Annotated in this window: 14 protein-coding genes; 4 read left to right on the plus strand and 10 right to left on the minus strand. The window is 36.8% G+C overall.

What is annotated here, in order from left to right; translation table 11 throughout:
* Positions 1-317 precede the first annotated feature (317 nt).
* The 4 genes from rhuM (at position 318) to CHB66_RS04995 (ending at position 2,446) form a co-directional block, all read left to right on the plus strand.
* Positions 318-1,286, plus strand: coding sequence for a virulence protein RhuM/Fic/DOC family protein (gene rhuM, locus CHB66_RS04980; RefSeq protein WP_089238626.1), 969 nt, complete (start codon positions 318-320; stop codon positions 1,284-1,286).
* A 282-nt stretch (positions 1,287-1,568) separates the two neighbouring features.
* On the plus strand, positions 1,569-1,913 hold the full coding sequence (locus CHB66_RS04985; protein WP_141107371.1) for a hypothetical protein: 345 nt from the start codon (positions 1,569-1,571) through the stop codon (positions 1,911-1,913).
* Positions 1,914-1,926: 13 nt separating this feature from the next.
* Positions 1,927-2,199: a GyrI-like domain-containing protein gene (locus CHB66_RS04990; protein WP_089238630.1), complete on the plus strand. Its 273-nt coding sequence runs from the start codon at positions 1,927-1,929 to the stop codon at positions 2,197-2,199.
* A gap of 52 nt (positions 2,200-2,251) precedes the next feature.
* A complete protein-coding gene (locus tag CHB66_RS04995) occupies positions 2,252-2,446 on the plus strand; it encodes a hypothetical protein (protein ID WP_212668439.1) in 195 nt (64 codons plus the stop codon).
* 392 nt (positions 2,447-2,838) lie between these two features.
* On the opposite strand, the gene CHB66_RS05005 is transcribed toward CHB66_RS04995, so the two are convergent.
* From CHB66_RS05005 to CHB66_RS05050, 10 genes are all read right to left on the minus strand, one after another.
* The gene (locus CHB66_RS05005; protein ID WP_089238994.1) at positions 2,839-3,867 is read right to left on the minus strand and encodes a UDP-glucose--hexose-1-phosphate uridylyltransferase; all 1,029 of its coding nucleotides are present in this window, start codon (positions 3,865-3,867) and stop codon (positions 2,839-2,841) included.
* Positions 3,868-3,907: 40 nt separating this feature from the next.
* Positions 3,908-4,993: an aldose epimerase family protein gene (locus CHB66_RS05010; RefSeq protein WP_089238632.1), complete on the minus strand. Its 1,086-nt coding sequence runs from the start codon at positions 4,991-4,993 to the stop codon at positions 3,908-3,910.
* Between the two features lie 69 nt (positions 4,994-5,062).
* Positions 5,063-8,974 (minus strand): glycosyl hydrolase, encoded by a 3,912-nt coding sequence (locus CHB66_RS05015; RefSeq protein ID WP_089238634.1) that lies wholly within the window; start codon positions 8,972-8,974, stop codon positions 5,063-5,065.
* Positions 8,975-9,271: 297 nt separating this feature from the next.
* Positions 9,272-10,828, minus strand: a complete 1,557-nt coding sequence (locus CHB66_RS05020) for a sulfatase family protein (RefSeq protein WP_089238636.1) — start codon at positions 10,826-10,828, stop codon at positions 9,272-9,274.
* Positions 10,829-10,851: 23 nt separating this feature from the next.
* Positions 10,852-12,240 (minus strand): sulfatase-like hydrolase/transferase, encoded by a 1,389-nt coding sequence (locus tag CHB66_RS05025; RefSeq protein WP_089238638.1) that lies wholly within the window; start codon positions 12,238-12,240, stop codon positions 10,852-10,854.
* Positions 12,241-12,245: 5 nt separating this feature from the next.
* The gene (locus tag CHB66_RS05030; protein WP_089238640.1) at positions 12,246-13,382 is read right to left on the minus strand and encodes a glycoside hydrolase family 43 protein; all 1,137 of its coding nucleotides are present in this window, start codon (positions 13,380-13,382) and stop codon (positions 12,246-12,248) included.
* 13 nt (positions 13,383-13,395) lie between these two features.
* The gene (locus CHB66_RS05035; RefSeq protein ID WP_089238642.1) at positions 13,396-15,069 is read right to left on the minus strand and encodes a right-handed parallel beta-helix repeat-containing protein; all 1,674 of its coding nucleotides are present in this window, start codon (positions 15,067-15,069) and stop codon (positions 13,396-13,398) included.
* A complete protein-coding gene (locus tag CHB66_RS05040) occupies positions 15,062-16,474 on the minus strand; it encodes a sulfatase family protein (RefSeq protein ID WP_212668440.1) in 1,413 nt (470 codons plus the stop codon). The genes CHB66_RS05035 and CHB66_RS05040 overlap by 8 nt, the downstream gene beginning before the upstream one ends.
* Positions 16,475-16,588: 114 nt before the next feature.
* Complete coding sequence (locus tag CHB66_RS05045; protein ID WP_089238646.1) at positions 16,589-17,452, minus strand: glycoside hydrolase family 16 protein; 864 nt, start codon at positions 17,450-17,452, stop codon at positions 16,589-16,591.
* Positions 17,453-17,607: 155 nt separating this feature from the next.
* Positions 17,608-19,146: a RagB/SusD family nutrient uptake outer membrane protein gene (locus CHB66_RS05050; RefSeq protein ID WP_089238648.1), complete on the minus strand. Its 1,539-nt coding sequence runs from the start codon at positions 19,144-19,146 to the stop codon at positions 17,608-17,610.
* Between the last annotated feature and the right edge of the window lie 5 nt (positions 19,147-19,151).

Consider the following 19,151-nt stretch of genomic DNA (forward strand, 5'->3'; position numbering starts at 1 on the left):
AGATTGATTAAAGAGGTTATTGAAGTGAATTAGGCATTATTAAAGTGACGATAAACTAAACTGATTCTTTTCCCTTTTAAACACAAAGATAGTTTCATAGAATTCAAATTTGATGGCGATAAAGTTAAAGTCTTTTTCCAATTGGAAAGTCCTTCACACAAAGTTGAGCTAAGGAGAATGATGCGGTTGCTTTTTTTTCATGACAGAATTGATCTCTCTTCTACCTACTTAGGATTAAACTTGGAATATGAAGAGATTCAAGAACTCAAAAAAGCCAAAATTAAGTATCTTGAAGGCCAGCAATCAAAGTTTAGCTCATGAAGCAAACAGGAGAAATAGTAATTTATCAGTCGGGTCAAGGCGCTCCTTCTATTCAAGTGCTTCTTGAAAATGACACCATTTGGTTGGATCAATATCAGATTTCTGAATTGTTTGACACTGACAGGACATCAATAGTCAGGCATATCCGAAATATTTACAAAACCTCTGAATTGGATGAAAAGGCAACTTGTGCAAAAATTACACAAGTTCAACAGGAAGGTGAAAGAGCAGTAAAGAGACAGGTTAAAATCTATAATTTGGATCTGATTATTTCTGTGGGTTATAGGGTTAATTCCAAAAAGGGTACAGCCTTTAGAATTTGGGCTAATAAGATCATTAAAGATCATCTGGTAAAAGGTTATACGTTTAACGAAAAGAGGTTACTCGAACTTCAAAAAACAATAAAACTTGTTAATAGAACAATCCAAAGTCTTGGTTCAGACGATCAGACTAAAGGTATATTTGAAGTTTTAGCTGAATTTTCGACTGCTTTGGATATTCTGGATGATTATGACCATCAAAGATTAAGTTTATCCGATACCCCAATCCAAGCTACTTTTAGAATATCCTACGAGGAAGCAAATCATGCAGTAGAAGAATTAAAGAAAAGATTCGGTGGATCAAGTCTTTTTGGAAATGAAAAAGACCAATCTTTTAAGGGTTCAATTTCAGCCATAGACCAAACTTTCGATGGCATAGAATTGTATCGAAGTTTAGAAGAAAAAGCTGCTCACCTTTTATATTTTGTTGTGAAAAACCATTCATTTTCAGATGGAAACAAAAGAATTGCTGCCTGGCTATTCATTTGGTATTTGGAAAAGAACAAAAGTTTGTATTTTCCAGATGGTACTAAAAGAATCAGTGAAAGCGCATTGGTCGCTTTGACTTTGTTAATTGCTGAAAGCAAACCTGAAGAAAAGGAAATGATGATCAATGTAGTCGTAAATCTTATAAACAGAACATAGAAAGAAGGAAAGCCCACAACATCACCTTGGATACAGCGGGCGGTTCAGAGTAAAGAAAGTTCAGTATATTTAAGAAGTTAGGAGTAGACTTGAAGAGAACGGCTCCGAATGCCCGCCGTCTCCAAGCTGAATCCCGTTAGCGAAAATTGAAAAACCATGGAAAGCAATAATCTATATCACTACTTTCTGAAATACCTATTTCTTGGTTTGGGAGTAATATTGTCAATTACGTCCATTTTGTCTTGGTTCTTTCCGGATTTATTCTGGATAAATGGTGAGAAAATGGAACAAAATATCGTTACCACATTATTTTTTGGAATGATAGGAATAATTTGCTTCCCACTATTTATTGCTATTAAGGATAAATTTGTGATAGTAAAATTAGAAGGCCAAAATGTAACCATTAAAAATAGTGAGAACGAAAGAAAAATAAATTGGATGGAGGTGGAATCCCTTTCTCTCATACAATTTGTTTACCCTCCTTTGTATAAATTGAAAATTAAAGGAGATAGTAAAGTTTATTGGTTTAATACGGAAAATGAATTTATAAAAGCATCTGGTTTTGTAAAAGATTTGAGTGACATGGGAGACTTGATTCAGAAAAAGAAAAGAGAATTGGGAATTTAATTATCCAAATCTTTTGACCACCAAACCATTTTCATATTTTATAGGGTGTAAAGTAGCTAAAAACTCAGTAATTCATGAAAACCTGAAATCATTAGAAATCCCTTCTCAAAGATATGTAAAAGTGACAGCGAAAGGTGTAATGACAGGTTGTATTACTGAAGCCTGGGAGAAAATCTGGAATTCTGATCTACAGCGAAAATTTGGTTTTGACTTTGAAATCTATGATGAAAGAAGCCTAGATTGGAATGACTCAGAACTGGATATTTACGTTTCAATATGTAGTTGAAACCTATTTGACAGTCAATAGTAGGAGTCCTAATGAATAAAAACATATAGAAATGGAAAGTATTGAGCAAATCAACTATCTAAAAGTACCTGTTGAATCAGTATATAAAACACTCACTTCAGAAGAAGGTTATGGACAAGTGTGGACAAAGAAATTAAAAGTAAAACCTGAAGTTGGATTTATTAATGAGTTTGACTTTGACGAAGAGTATATTACTAAATATGTATATCCGCTTTCGCACCAGTAACCATATTTTATTACGCACACACCTTTTAATTCAGCTGTTGTCGACCGTCTTCCGGCGACGATTATCCGCTTGATCCCTTCGTTTTATTGAATTACTAGTGTCATTGCGGATAATCATATTACTAAATTTAAAACTGTGGAATTGAAAGAAAATAGCAAAATTGTTTGGGAATGTTTAGCTTCCGATGAAGAGTGGATAAGAACCAAAGTGTCTTTTGAATTAACTAGGAAAGACAAAACACAAACATAGACTTTTCCCATTTACTTCTTCATTAGGGCAAAGTTTATGGAGCAATGAATTCATGTACTTTTTTTTGTACTATTTATGATTTCCAAGAATTCTTTTACCGCTAAGAACCTTGTACTCTATTTTCAATATTTCTAATCAGATTTTCAAACACAATCTCGTAACACTGCTGCCGCTTTTTCGGCAGTAAGGTCTCTTTGTGGATTAGCTAGCATTTCATAACCCACCATGAATTTTTTCACAGTAGCAGAGCGAAGCAAAGGTGGATAAAAGACCATATGGATATCCCATTCTGCATGTTCTAGCCCATCAGTAGGAGCTTGATGGAGACCCGCGGAATAAGGGAAAGAAACATCAAAAAGCCTATCGTATCGCTTGGTTAGCTTGCTGTACGCATCTGCCAAATCTTTGAGCTGATTGTCCGACATAGCTGAAAGGCTTGGTAAATGAACCTTAGGTGCGATCATAGCTTCAAATGGCCAAACAGCCCAAAAGGGTACCAATATCACAAAAGTGTCATTTTGATCAATGATTCTCTCCTGCTTATTTAATTCTGCATGGACATAGTCCACGACCATGCTTGTTTGATGATGGTTTTGATAGTTTTTGAAGTTCAATTGCTTTTTAAATGGTTCATCAGGGATGCTTTCCTGTGCCCAAATCTGCCCATGAGGATGGGGGTTTGAACATCCCATCACTTCTCCTTTATTTTCAAAAATCTGTACATAATTGATAAAATCCTTTGAACCCAATTCCTCATATTCTCTCTTCCAAGTCTTAACTACAGCAGTAACTTGCTCTAAAGATAGATTGGGAATGGTTTTGGAGTGATCAGGTGAAAAACATATCACCTTACAGATGCCACGTTCACTTTTAGCCTTGAAAAACTCACCATCTTCATACGATCCGGTAGGAAAATCGGCTGTTAGCGCTCCAAAATCATTGGTGAAGACGAATGTGTCTTGATAATCTGGATTGAGCTCTCCTCCTACCCTTTTATTGCCAGCACAAAGAAAACATGCTGGATCATAGGAAATCTGTTCTGCGACTATGATATTTTCCTGTTGACCTTGCCAAGGTCTTTTGGATCTATGAGGTGAAACTTGCACAAAAGATCCTGAAAATGGATTATATCTTCTGTGACTATGATCTTCGAAATTGAAAACTTGGGACATGATTTTGGTATTAATAGGATTTGATAGGTGTTTTAAGAACTTATTGAATCGAAAAATCATAAATGATTTCATTGATATAAGTCTCACGAGGCTGCAAGATAACATTTTGAAATTTACTCTGATTGACAGCATTTGGAAAAGCCTGTGGCTCAAAGCAAAAAGATGACCGCTTTTGAAAACTCACTCCATTTTTGCCTTTAAAATTTCCATTGAGAAAATTTCCAGTATAAAATTGAATTCCGGGTTGATTTGTCCATACTTCCATTCGGATTCCTGTTTCTGGAGAATATGCTGATGCTGCTCTAGAGATTCTTTCAAGATCATCATCCTTATCCAGTACCCAATTGTGATCAAAACCTTGAGCATATCTCAACTGCAGATCAGGATTATTAATAGCTGGAAGAATAGATTTTGGCGACCGGAAGTCAAAAACAGTTCCTTCTACCGATTGGATTTCACCAGATGGAATCATCATGCTGTCCACAGGAGTAAAATTTGATGCATAGATAACAAATTCATGATTTTCAATTTGATTAGATTCAAAGCCATTTAGATTGAAAAATGAATGATGGCTCAAATTCACTGGTGTTGCTTGATCTGTGTCAGCTGTATAGGTGATTTTAAATTCATCTTTTTCAGTAATTTCATAAGTCATGATTATAGTAAGATTTCCGGGAAAACTCTCTTCACCATCCTTTGAGATATGCTTTAAAATTATCCGACTTTGTTCTTTTTCCACAACTTCCCAAATCACATTATGAAATCCCTTTTCACCCCCATGAAGGAAGTTAAGGCCATTATTTGGTTTGAGTTGATAGGTAAAATCTCCAATCGAAAAACTTGCTTGAGCGATCCTATTGGCATATCTCCCGATAGCCGCTCCGAAATAGCTGTTTCCAAATATGAAATAATCTTCTGGTTGATTGAATCCCTGTACAACATCAGTCAAGTTACCCTCCTTGTTTTTGACTTTCAACTCCATCACCCTTCCTCCAAAGTTAGTGACTTTTATTTCCATCCCATTTTCATTGATTAATAGGAAAGTTTTGATCTCTTTTTCTGAGGAAACGGAAGTTTTGCAACTCGTAAGAAAAAGTATTAGAACAAATGGAAAATGGATCTTCATGGATTTTTTCAAGTTATTTTAGAACCTTATTAAAATATAAAAGAGGGGGATTCCCCCCTCTTTTATATTTTACTCCACTTTAAGTTTCTTAGTAAACCACTGATTTCCATGTTGAATCAGGACTACATAGATTCCTTTTTGAAGTGAGTTATTGATTGTCACAGTTTGAGACTCTGTATTACTCATTGCATTTGAATAGATTGTCCTTCCAGTCATATCAGTCAAACTCACATATACTGGCACTGCTTCACTACTTGCTCCAGGAACCTGAATAGTCAAAGACTGACCTGCTTTTACAGGGTTTGGAAATACTTTGAACTCACTGTATTCTAGAAGGCTAGATGTATTTACTTCTACTTCTTGTTCGATCAGAGTTCGCATCATTTCTTGACCACCATCGTTACTAGTGATCACTATTTTATCGATTACAGGAGCGGCATTTTCAATAGGTGTAAGTTGAATAACATTTTCTCCAGCCTGCAATTCTAACTCTACGGTTTGAGTACCAGGCGATCCCCCCTCAAAGCAGAAGGCACCTGTTGGCAAAAAGTCAACAGTCTGAGCGGTACCATTGGTAATGATTCTCATTTTTCTTAGAACAGGCGTGAAATAATGAAATTCAACACTATAAATACCAGAATTATTAATATTAATATTTCTGAAATTAATCTGATTACTAATGTTTGAGCCCAAGTTAACAACCTGCCCATTTGAAGCAGTGGCGCAAGTTGGTGTTTGCATAGAACCTATAAGTTCAGCTTCTTCTGCTTCAAGTGAGATCATGGTAGGTGCAATTCTTTTTGATTTTTCAAGTTTAATTTTGTCAATAATCGGACTTGCACCGCTAAAAGGGTTGATATCTATCACATTTAGGCCTTCCTTAAGGATAACTTCAATTTTATGAATAGCAGAATTCCCGCCTTCAAAACACCAAAGTCCAGATGGAGCAGCAGATTGTGGAATAGGATTTTCTCCATTAACTCTCACTGAGAAAGCTCTAGCTACTTTACTGTAATAAACTATATATAATTCATATAGTCCTGATTCAGGTGCAATAACTTCCTCAAATCTAACTCCATTTGAATTATTATTTCCCATATTAACATATTGACCTTCTGATGCTAATTCACAACCTTGAATAACTGCATTACCTAAAATTGTAGCAAACTCAGCTTCAAATTCAAGGCTTTCTTGGATAAGAAGTACATTAGGATCAATTTGCTCTGGTAGTTTACCTTTACTAGCAACTGCTATCCTATCAATAGATACATTTCCACTAGCATAGCCTATCCTTACTTCATGGTTTCCGGCAGTTAGGAAATAGCTAAACTTTCGATCTTCTTCGTTGTAACTATGGTGAAACTTCTTCCAATACCATTCAAAAAGAGGATTTCCTAAATTTTGCCACTTTCTGAAAGGTTCACCATCTACTGAAATCCAAAGACTATACTCTTCCTCATCAAAGGCTTGAATTTTTGCCCAAAATTCATATTCGTCAGCTTCTTCTACAGTTATTTGATAAGTTAGGAAACCATCACTTCCTGGAGGGACAATACTGCTTTGTTGTGCTGAAGTAGAAGTGACATACTTTCCATTAATGGCCCTATCAGCGCTTTTTATTTTCCATGCAGCACCGATATTTCCATTTTCTGCTTCAAAAAAATCAGCGAAATCTGTCTTTACCAATCCCCAAGTAAAAGAATCTGGAATGCAGAAACCTGGTTCATTTAAAAACAAATCAAAATCTGCCGGACCTGAAGTGAATGCAACCTGATCCAACAAAATATTAGAATTAGGGAATTCAATAGTTAACCTGTGCCTTCCTTCTCCCAAATCATAAAACCTTGGAATTTGAAACCAAGTAAATGAAGAGGCTACAAATGGAATTACTTGACTGAGTTCATTTCCATTGACCGCAATTCTGATGGATCCATTTCCACCCATATTTCTAGCTCTTATCCAAACTCGATATTGATCAGCACTTTCAGAGTCTAAATCAAATTCAAAATGAATCTGTTGGGCAATAGGACTTTCACCTTCTTTATTTACATTTCCTCTGATATAATATCCATTGGATGCATTCTCATCTTGGATTACATTCCACTTGCTTCCTAAATAATCTCCACATTCAGCTTCAAAAGCGAACGAATTGACAGGTTTCGGGACAAATGGTAAATCCAAACCCTCCAGATTATTTGGTGAAGCGTAGGTATCCATTGGTATAGATGGATTTGATTCAAGAGCAAGAAATAATTCTCCAATTGAAGTTAAATTTCCATTTTCATCTGTATACTCTGAAGTTTCTGGATTATTTGCAGGATCGGCAAGATCGGGATTAGGTGGGAAATACGCGTATCGCTCAACATAATCGAGACTTTCTAGATAAGGTAAAGCCAACTTCAGGAATTCTTCTTGAATCGCTGTACTTCTATTTTCGTTAGCATTAAACTCAGTAATCCAAATAGGAAGTTGATAAATGTTATAGACATTTGTCAGGTAGTTTTTGAACCTATTAAAAATTGCTTCTGGATTCGCATTAGGTGTGTTATTTGGATTACTACCATAATCATACCAGTGCACAGCCAAGAAATCGAATCTTACATCCCGTTCTTTTGCTATGCGATTAAATTCGAGTAGCCATGTTGTCGGTCCATTTTCCCTTGGTGCTGGTGAACCTAATCGAACCCCTGTACCCATAAGATTTTCAAAATAAGCAACAGCTACCTCAGGATCACACAAATTATTGAATTGCCCTGATTGTCCAAAGCAATTATCTGATTCGTTAAACCCTAAAATATGAGTTGTAGTTTTTAACCCTATCATTTGGTCAATATTTGCAGGAAAGGTACCACTTGCTCCCCAAGCCATCGGAACATAATCATAATTGGGCTTTGCTTTTTCATTCAAATTCCAATTGTAAAACCAACCTGCATCTATTTGTTCATGGATTTTTCCTGTTCCTTTTTTGGTTACCCAATTCCAAGGGACTACTCGAATAAAGCTGACATTCCCTTGTAAAGCAATTGGAAGAGCATCAATCTCCATATCTTTCTCTGAGGCTATATAAACTTTACTTTTGCCTGTTCCATTTGTGTTAATTGCAAAAGTTACCATAAACCCACGTTTGAGAATAAAAGAGTTTACCGAATTATCGCCAAGTGGAATTGCTGATCCACGATAAATTAAATCTTCAGATATTTTAGCAGAAACTCCTTCAAAACTTAAAGAACTAAATACTTCAAGAGGGAAGTAAGACTGATCAATGGGCCTGATCAAAGAACCTTTTTGATAATATTGATTAATTCTATAGCCAGCACCCAACGATGTTTCTAGTCCATTGATTGTTATTTTATTGTCTAACGCATTTCCAAGTTTATCAGGTGTGATCCCATCCCAATAGATCCAGGATGCAGCATCCAAAAAGTCGAACTGAGTCAAGGAAGAAATAGAAGTAGTAGTAATTTTTAAGGTACTTTCATTATCCAAGGTCACTACTCCTCGAGTGATTGCCGAAGAAGATTCCAGTTTGGAAGCATTCAGAGTTAACCCAAAATCCAAACATCCAAAAACGATATCTCCGGAAGCCATTACTTCGGCACCTTCTATATAGAGGTTGAAAGGGATAGGTTGACCCGGATTTAATGTACCTGTTGCTGGTGTTTTATCTTTATCGGGGTCATGATCACTGAGGCAGATAACATTTGGATTTTTATTAGCTCCTGGCAAGCATTCAGGCTTGGCAGACTGTCCGAGTTCTCCAATTTGACCTGGAGGAATAGGTGTCGATGGAGTTTGTACTGCCTCTCTCCAATTCAATTCATTAAAGAAATCATTGTCCACATCCCCTACCCAATAGAGGTATTTGTTGGATGGGCAGGGATTAGAGTTTCCTTGTAATGCGAGTACTTCTGATGGCATCATTAGGGAAAATCCCAAAACCAAAAGGAAGGCTGACATTACCTTTTTGTAAATTTGTTTCATGATATTTTTTGGTTTACTATTAATTGTTTTGATAAAAATCAAGCTCTAAATTACCTTATAAGAGCTTGTTTTAGGGGGCTATATCATTCAAAACAGAGGGGTAAAAAGTCTATTTTTCCGAACCTAAAGAACTCACTACCAAGCTGTCCAATTCTGGGGATTAACTTAGCCATGTACAAGATTTTGACCTTAGCTAAAAATAAACCTTCATCATATACCCTAGGCTATAATGATTGAACTATAAAAAAACACCTGAAGCGAAAGCCTCAGGTGTTAAAAATTAATACTCCCAATTATTTACTTTAATTCCAATTGTTGGATTTTTTCATACTCGCTTCCTCTCAATTCCTCAAACCTTGCAATCAACTTCTTCAAAACCTCAGGCTGAGATTTTGCAAGGTTATTATTTTGACCAGGATCTGATTTAAGATTGTACAGCTGATATTCTGAATCATTTCCCAATTCTATATTAACAAGTTCATTTACTTTAGGCCCATCGTATGGCGGAATCATCATATAATCTCCACTTCTCAAGGCTGTTCTAGACGTTGCTTCCAATATAATTTCAGCTCTACCCTCATTTGATGTTCCTAATAGCACATCCAATAGATCCACGCCATCTTCTGTTTTGATATCACTCCCCACCAAAGTTGATAATGAATTCAACAAATCAAGCTGTGAAACCAAGGCTTCGGACACTCCAGGCTGAATGGTTCCTTTCCAATAGGTCATAAAAGGCATTCTCGTTCCTGCTTCAAATAAGCTATATTTGCCTCCTCTAAAGGGGCCCCATGGTGTATGATTGCCGAGTTTTTCTACTGCATCATCATAATAGCCATCATTCAAAACTGGTCCATTATCAGAAGAAAAAATCACTAAAGTATTTTCCAAAATCCCTTCTTCTTCCAGAATCTTCATAATCTCTCCTACACACCAATCTGCCTCCAAAATCACATCGCCTCTAGGACCCATCCCTGATTTTCCTTCAAATCTTGGATGTGGTGTTCTTGGCACATGAGGTTGCTGCATGGCATAATAAAGAAAAAATGGATTTTCTTCTCGGCTTTTTTCTTTGATAAACTGTTGGGCTTCTAGTAGGAAATGGTCAGCCATATCTTCGTCCACCCATTTGGCACTTTCGCCACCTTTCATGTAACCGATTCTTGGGATTCCATTGACAATGCTGCTGTTATGACCATGATGCCACATCATTTTGAGCAATTCAGGGTTATTTTTTCCTGTTGGTTCACCATCGAAGTTATTATCATAATCAACTAGAATAGGATCTTCTTTATCTAAACCAACAACATTCCCATTCTTGATATACACCGTAGGTACTCTATCTTGAGTAGCAGCCATGATGTAAGCATAATCAAATCCCACTTCATTTGGTCCTGGGCTTATCTTTTTATTCCAATCGACAAAGCCATCTCCAAGACCTAAATGCCACTTACCCACGATTCCAGTATGATAACCTTTGGTTTTGAGCATTTTGGGAATCGTCATTTCATCGGTTTCAATCAATAATGGTGCAGTACCAGGAAGTATTTTGGCATTGTCATTTCTCCAAGGATATGTCCCTGTCAATATTGCGTACCTGCTAGGTGTACATGTAGCAGAGGTGGCATAGGCGTTGGTAAACTTTAGACCTTCATTGGCGAGTCTATCCATGTTTGGCGTATAGATTTCTGTGGCCCCGTAAGCACTCAAGTCTCCATAGCCTAAATCATCTAAATAAATGATCAAGACATTGGGTTTTTTAGCCTCAGTTATTTCTTCACTTTCTTTGGATTGACAAGAGAAAATCATTAATAAACTCAGAAAAAGAAAATTCAATATTTTAGTAAAATGCATAAGTTTATTTTTCTATTAGACTATTACTTATTCTCAGGCTGGCTAATCAGGTAGGTCTTATCATAAAGATCACGTTGTTTGGCTTTCCATTCAGCACCTTCTAGGAATAAAGGATGAGGCAAAGCCAAATCCCAATCGCCTAGTTTACGGAGAAGCCTTTCAGCTACCTCAGGATATTGTAAAACTAAGTTATGCTGTTCTGAAATATCCTTTGAAATATCAAATAATAGAGGTAATCTATCAGGTATTCTTATTAGTTTCCAATTTTCTTCTAGAATACCAGCACTAACAGTAAATTTCCATTTTAAAGTTTGGTGGGGAATTCCTTGTTTTTCTCCATTTAGAAAAGGAATTAGATTTACACCATCCAAACTATCCTGTTCTACTACTTTAATTCCGACCGATTCCAAGAATGTTGGCATCAAGTCTAATGCAGAAACGGCTGGTGTATAAGTAACACCTTGAGGCAAGGTTCCGTCCCATTGGATCATCATCGGAACTCGGATACCACCTTCTAGCAAAATACCTTTCTGACCATTAAAAGGTGCGTTGTTTGAGTGATTTTGATCTACTGGACCACCATTATCACTTAAAAAAACGATCATAGTGTTTTCCATCAACCCTTCTTCTTTCAAAGTTTGGACAATTCTACCCACATTGATATCAAGTCGATGCACCATAGCCAAATAAATCCTTCTATCCTTATCAGAAATGTGAGAAAACAAAGCTAAATCTTCTTCAGTCGCATGCATGGGTGCATGAGGAGCATTGAATGAAGCATACAGAAAAAAAGGACGATCTTTGTGACGTTTGATGAAATTAATACATTCATCACCTTTGTCATCAGTAAGATATGTGATTTCTTGAGGCGTTCTATAATTACTTTCCAAGGGTGCTAAATATCCTTGTCCTTCCTTCTCTGATTTAAAATAATGATGTCCCCCAGCCAAATATCCCCAAAATTCATCAAAGCCTCTATTTATTGGATGAAACTGTGGATTTGAGCCAAGATGCCATTTGCCTATTATCCCAGATACATAACCAGCTTCCTTCAACCGGTCTGCAATGGTTTTTTGTTCAATAGGGAGACCAGCATATTCAGGATCAAATCCCTTTTGATTAATTGCAAGGTTATTATCATAGCCGAAACTAACCTGATTTTTCCCTGTCAACAAGCCTGCTCTAGATGGACTACAAACAGGTGCTGATACATAGGCCTGTGTGAAATTCACACCTCCTTTGGCTATGGCGTCTATATTTGGGGTTTGAATTTGTTTACTGCCATTCAAACTCAGGTCTGCATAACCCAAGTCATCTGCAAGAATCACAATGAAATTAGGCTTGGATGATTGGGCAAAAACCGAAACATCCAAGCAAAAAAATAACCCTATATAAATGAATAATTTGTTCATAAATTTCAATTTTTATCAAAAAAGGTAAGATTCCAATTATCTCTCCACCTCAAAACAGGTTTTTGGTTTTCAAACTCAACGGGAAGAAAAATATAACTTCCGTCGATAGGATTATCAGGTGTCCATCTATCTCCTACGAAAATAAAAGCATCTTTTTTGCCAATAACTGGAATTACGGCTGTACTTTGAGACCAAAAGGTAGTCTTCATTTCATCCTCTGTACCTATACACATATTTCCTAATGCAGTCCATGGGCCCATGGGATGGTCAGCTACCGCAGATTTTCCTGGATTTGGTTTCCAACCTGTTAACCCGGAAGAAAACATATAATACTTTCCGTCCTTTTTAAATATCGCAGGGGCTTCATTTTGCTCTCCATGAAGTACTCGGGTATAATTTCCAGAAAAATCCATATAGTCTTCAGTCAATTCTGCTACATGAAGTGTTTGATTATTTTCTGAAGAATGTACATGATATGCTTTGCCATCCTCGTCTACGAAAAGGGTCATATCTCGTGCCATTTGACCTTTTTCAAAATCTCTTCTCAAATACAACCCTAACCTAACAGCATCTTTCCATTCTGGGGAAGGTCTCACATAACTATCAACATCAGCGGATAATGATTTAAGACTATCTGGGTAATTCGTTGGCCATATTCCAGCATGAGGATTGATACTTTTGATATAAGTATAAGGGCCTGTGATATTGTCGCTTATAGCTAGACCTGTCATAGCAGCTTCATAGCCTCTATCCTTGAGTTCGTGGTGAAACCACATCACAAACTTCTTTGTCTTTTCATTATAAATCACTTTTGGCCTTTCAATGATACAACCCTTTACCAAAAGAGAATTGGGATCATCATGGACTTCCAATGCGATACCTTCATTTTTCCAATTATAAAGGTCTTTAGATGAATAAACTCCCACACCTACTTGGGCTTTATTTCCTTCTTCACCTGCAATCTTATGCTCTCCAAACCAATAATAAGTATCATTATGAATCAAAAAACCTCCGCCATGTGCATTGATATGTGTATTTTGATCATCAAGCCATACTTGACCTGGGGAAAAACTCTGGTATTTCATTTGACAAGCAAGTAGGAAGGTCAATGATAGAATCGTTATTGCAAATATTTTTTTCATTTGTATGCCATTTTTAATTGTTAATAAATTTTATAGCGCCAATACTTGGGTTGGCATCAATTGGGTTTGTTAGAAAATCCTGATTCATTTCTAAGCCAGACATCAAGCCAAAGTCATCGCCTGGGATAAAAGATATCGGAATGCCTTTTGTAACCACATCATCCAAAGGAATATAATCCTGAGGATCCAAACCTCCAGCATTTTTAAATCTAGCGGAGCCAAAAAGAGGCTTTTGATCATTCAACATGCTATTTTTTGGCCAGTTGGTTGAATGGAGAAAAAGGTTATTTTCAAAGAGAACCCTTTGCAAATTCTTATCTCCTTTACTTTCATCCTGTTTGTATTGGTCTCCAGCAACAAACTCAACAGGGCCTTCCAAATGGAAGATATTATTGACAATCAAAAGACCATTAGAACCATTATCAACTGCAATTTTTGAAGTCTGGCCAGGTTTGACATAAATTGTGTTGTTATAGAAATAAGAGTTTATTGGGCCTTTTCTAGGTTTTTGTTCCCCTTGATATCCACTTAGCCAAAATATTTTCCCTTCTTGAAAAGCACCGTTTTCTCCTTTGATTCTGTGGCCATCATTTACACTGATATTGAAGCGGTAGGCGCAATTGTAGTTATTTCCTAAAATCTCACAGAACCCACCTGCATTCTCCGCACTAAAGTTGTATTGAAGAATTACATTATCACAATTGAAATCAATATGAGCACCTGCAGAATCTCCTGGTCCATTGGCATGTGTAAACCTATTATGTTCTATCATGACATAAGAAGCTGACCAAGTCCAAAGTCCTGAGCCCCTACCCCATTTCCTAGAATCGTCTTCACTGCCAGAGTAACTCACATCATTACCTTTCACATGAACAAACTTGACACCTGACATTTGGATTCCCGGACCCCCTGTTCGGGTTACTTCATTATCATAGATCCGAATGTTTCGAATATTCTGCCTTTGCGTTCCTGTTAGTTTGATTCCTGTGTGACTTACATTTTCAATTCGTGTTTTTTTGATTTCAATCTGCTCTATTTCTGAATTATCTTGTGCAACCAATCGGATTCCCCATCCATATTTTTGGGTACCATTAGCAGACCGTACCTCTGTTTGAGACCTACTAACACCCTCTTTTTCATGAAATACATTTTTTATATTCAAGTCTTCCAAATGGATGTTTTGAATCTTATCATTTCCGATTCCTAAAAGCATTACACCTACACGCATTTCTCCATAGCCAATATCATCTAAGGGTCCATTTGCACTAATCTCAAGACTTCTAATGATGATATGACTTGAGTTGGATACAAAGACACCATTCAAAAGACCTCGGGCATTGATGATGGCTTTGCCTATTGAGGTGGTTCCATTATTTTGATAAGAGTCTATGAGGATGGGATGCTCAAAACTTCCATGAACATTGATGATTGATAAAGTTTCGGTAAACTCTTCTCCAGCAGCCAATAGTATCCGATCACCTGGCTCTAGTTTCAATTCGCCTAATTTACCCAAAGATTTAAATGGTGACATTTCAGAAGTACCATTAGCGAGATCGTTACCAGTTTTAGGATGGAAATAATAGTCTATTGCTTCTGCACCGTAGGTGAAGTATAACAGAAGAATTACAATACATACAGAAACTTTTGTCTTCATAGATAATACTGTGATCTGTGGGTTTTTATTCATTGGATTTTTTACCGAAACGATCAGGATTCAATTTTGAGTAGGCCTCATCTTCCATCAAACCCATAAAAAGAGGATCTTTCAAATAGCTTTTCCAACTATTGATTTTTTCTGTCAAATCATTTAGCTGAAATTGATTATCTAAGGCAAGATTTCTTTTTTCAGAAATATCAGACTTGATATCAAATAAGTTTTGTTGTTTTGGATCAGTTATCATTTTAAAGTCAGCAGTTCGGATTGCATAGCGATCAACTTTGTGATTTCTCCAAAATAAAGCTTCATGTGGTGCATTTTTATTTTCACCTCTTAGAAAAGGAATTAAATTCACTCCATCCAAATCATTTTTGGTTCGAGCGCCTAACACACCTGCTATCGTCCCGAAGATATCAAGTGAAATAATGGGATGATCATAGGTGTGACCTGCTGGTATAACACCCTTCCATTGGACAGCAAAAGGCACCCTCACTCCTCCTTCAAAAAAATCTCCCTTTTTACCTCTTAAAGGTTTGTTGTCAGAGGCGTTATCTGCGGTAGGTCCCCCATTGTCTGAAAGAAAAAATACAAGGGTATTTTCTTCTATTCCTAAATCCCTCAACAAATCTAAAATATCACCCACTCCATCATCCACTGCCGAAACCATTGCCGCATAGGTTTTCCTTTTTTCATTTGAAATATTTGGAAATCTTTTCAAATATTTTTCAGTCGCTTGTAAAGGACCGTGTGGAGCATTGTAAGAAAGAAATAAAAAGAATGGATCTTTATGATTCCTTTGAATAAACGAAACAGCTTCTCTGGAAAAAGCGTCTGTCAGATACTCATTTTCTTCTACCCTACTTTGATTTTTTAATAACTTGGTTCTGTATGATCCATATTCAGTTCTAACTTCAAATTCATCAAGTAAAGTCAGATTCTCTGGGAAGTATTGGTGCCCACCACCAAGAAAACCATAAAACTCATTAAATCCTCGATTGTTAGGATGCATTGATTGATGAACTCCTAAATGCCACTTTCCTATAATAGAAGTTTTGTAGTCAGCTGCTTGAAGGTAATCTCCAAGAGTCTGTTCTGTGAGTGGAAGACCCATAGTGGAATCGTTAGGCGCATATAATGGATTATCTCCAAACCCAAATTTATCTTGATATCTGCCAGTAATTAAACCGGCCCTACTTGGCCCACAAACTGCATAAGACACATACCCTGAAGAAAATACAGTTCCATTCGCTGCAATTCTATCAATATTTGGGGTTGGTATTTGGTCACTTCCATTAAAACCCACATCAGCATATCCTTGATCATCGGTTAAGATGATTATCAGATTAGGCTTTTGGATAGATTGACTATTTACCTTCAAGTTGATAGTAAAGAAAATCACCAAAAGCGATATATGGAGTTTAAACAAAGACATCATTAAATTTGGTTAAAATATAAATCAAGTTTATTTAGATTTCTGAAATGCTAGGCAGCTACTTGTTTGATGTAAGAGCGGCTAGAATTTGAAACTTATGCGCATTTTCGTGAGACTTTATTTTTTTTGAAAAACTCGAACATAATCCACTAAATATTCCTTTGGAAATTGAGTAGTAGAGGGATCTCCTCCATTAGAGCCAATGGCTAGGTTTAACAAGATGTAGTGAGGTTGCTGGAAAGGATTAAAGCCATCGGGATTTATAGTGCTTGTAAGATCCACTTCATTGAGCAATTCATCGTCAAGGTATAAGCGAATATAGTCTTGGGTCCAATCCATTTTCCACACATGAAATTTTTCCGTCCATTCTGTATCACGTTCTATAAATTTCCTAATTGGAATCTTAGCTTCATCCCAAGCAGCTCGTTTGTCTGAACTGGCCCAAGCTGCGTTGGCCAAAATGGTACCTTCACCCTTTACTCTATAATATTCCATGACGTCAATCTCACCATTTGCTGGCCACCCCTGGGATTCACCCAAAGTCCAAATTGCTGGCCACATGCCAATAGCCGTATCTATCTTGGCTCTTAGTTCAATAATTCCATACTGAAAGGATTTCTTTCCCTTAGTGTTAATGCTTGCGGAACTATATTTGGCAAACTCTTGGTTTTTTCGCCAGTCATGGCTATTTGGATCATAGGCTTCATTTTTAACTTTTTCCCTTTTACCTTCAAGTATCAAAAGCCCGTCTTTGATATTGGCATTTTCTGGTTGGTAATATTGGAGTTCATTGTTTCTTTTCAGGCCAATTTCGTAAGACCAAAAGTTCTCGTCTGGTTTGCCGTCTAAAGCAAATTCATCATGCCATACAAGTTTGTAGCCTTCAGGTACCACTAATTCGTTTTCAGAAATTGTATCAGATTGATTACATGAAATACCAATAGCAGCCAGTATAGGAAAGATTAAATTCAACTTGTTCATATGGATTTTGATTCAATGCTTAAATTGACTTTCAATGGATTTAGAATTCTAATTTTTAATCAATAGAGTCCAACCGCACAGCCATTCCAAATGGTGGCAGAGCACTCGTGATGCTCTGCCACTTTATGGATCTAATTGCAAAATATTCTGTCAGATCAATTCCATACAGGATTTTGAACTAAATTCCTATTCGCATCTAATTCAGGTTGAGGAATAGGGAATACCTCTGATCTTCTACCTCTATATTGAGGGTTGAAGGGACCTACAGGATCAGCCGCGGCTCTTGCATAAGCTTCTTGCATGGTTCCCCATCTTTTCAGATCAAAGAACCTAAGTGATTCAAAAGCAAGTTCTACTCTTCTTTCATGCCTTACGATATCAATTAAAGCAGCTTGACTCAAACCCGAACCTTCCACATCTTCTACAATAGGCATACCTGCTCGGATTCTTACCTGATTGACTAAGTCATAAACCTCACCTAATTGTCCTAATTCAGCTAAAGCCTCAGCTCGCATCAATAAAACATCAGCATATCTAATAAGATAAAAATCTTGTCCTCCTGGCTCAAAAACTGGTATTCCTTCTGGCGAAGCTTGATTTCTTGTATATTTTCTTCTACCAAATCTAGTTGGAGTATTTCCATTAAAGGGTCTATTCAAATCCACAAGAAAGATATCTCCTTGAAAATATATAGATGCGCTTAATCTCGGGTCTCTATTTGCTCTTCTATTTTGAGGATTATAAAGTGGAGATTCAGATATTGGTAATCCATCTATACAATAATACGCATCTACAAGATTGGGCATTGGAACCTCATCTCCTTTTGGAGCACCTAGAAATGTACCAGAGAAAGTTTCTGAGTTGTTGGATTGATCCTGAATAAATCTAATTGAAAATACAATTTCATTAGACATTTCACCAGCTTCTGTGAACAATTCTCCGTAATTGCTATGTAATCCGTAACCCAATCCCATTGCTTCATTTGTGAAATTCACGACTTTTTGATATTCGCTGTTATACAAAGCCCATCTTGCAGCTAAAGATAGAGCAGCACCCCGAGTAGGATAGCCAAATTGCGAAACTGGATATGAAGGGGGTAGACTAGCTATTGCTTTTGTTAAATCTTCATCAATAGCAAGCTTAATTTCACTGTAGGAATTTTTTGGTACATAAGCAGTTTCAAGTGTTTGAACTTCTAGAATTAATGGTGCTTCTTCAAAATAAATAGCCAGATTCATATAAAATAATGCTCGTAGGAAATATGCTTGACCTAAGAGTGTAGCTTTTGATTCTTCGCTAATGTTATCAGGTGAAATATTACTGATATTAGTAATTGCTGCGTTTGCCCTTCCAATCCCAATATAATTAGCAGTCCAAAAGGTATTGAAGAATGGAGTAGCGGGATCTACATTGGCTTCCATAAATATCCCAGGTCCTTCCCATTTGAAAGCATTGAAAACATTGTCCGACAAGCCATCGTATTGAGGGATTCCAGCATTTCCATTCAAATTTCCACTATATAAGGCTCTACTTTGTAGAGCTGCATAAACGCCATTAATACCTAACTGAGCATCTGCTTCTGTCAGCCAGAAGTTACCTTCTGCTAATTGAGTAAGTGAACCTCTATCAAGGAAATCATCCGAACAAGAAGTAAATGTTAGAATTGCTGAGAGATATATAAATAATTTTTTCATGATAA

Source organism: Belliella buryatensis, from assembly GCF_900188245.1.
GTDB lineage: Bacteria > Bacteroidota > Bacteroidia > Cytophagales > Cyclobacteriaceae > Belliella > Belliella buryatensis.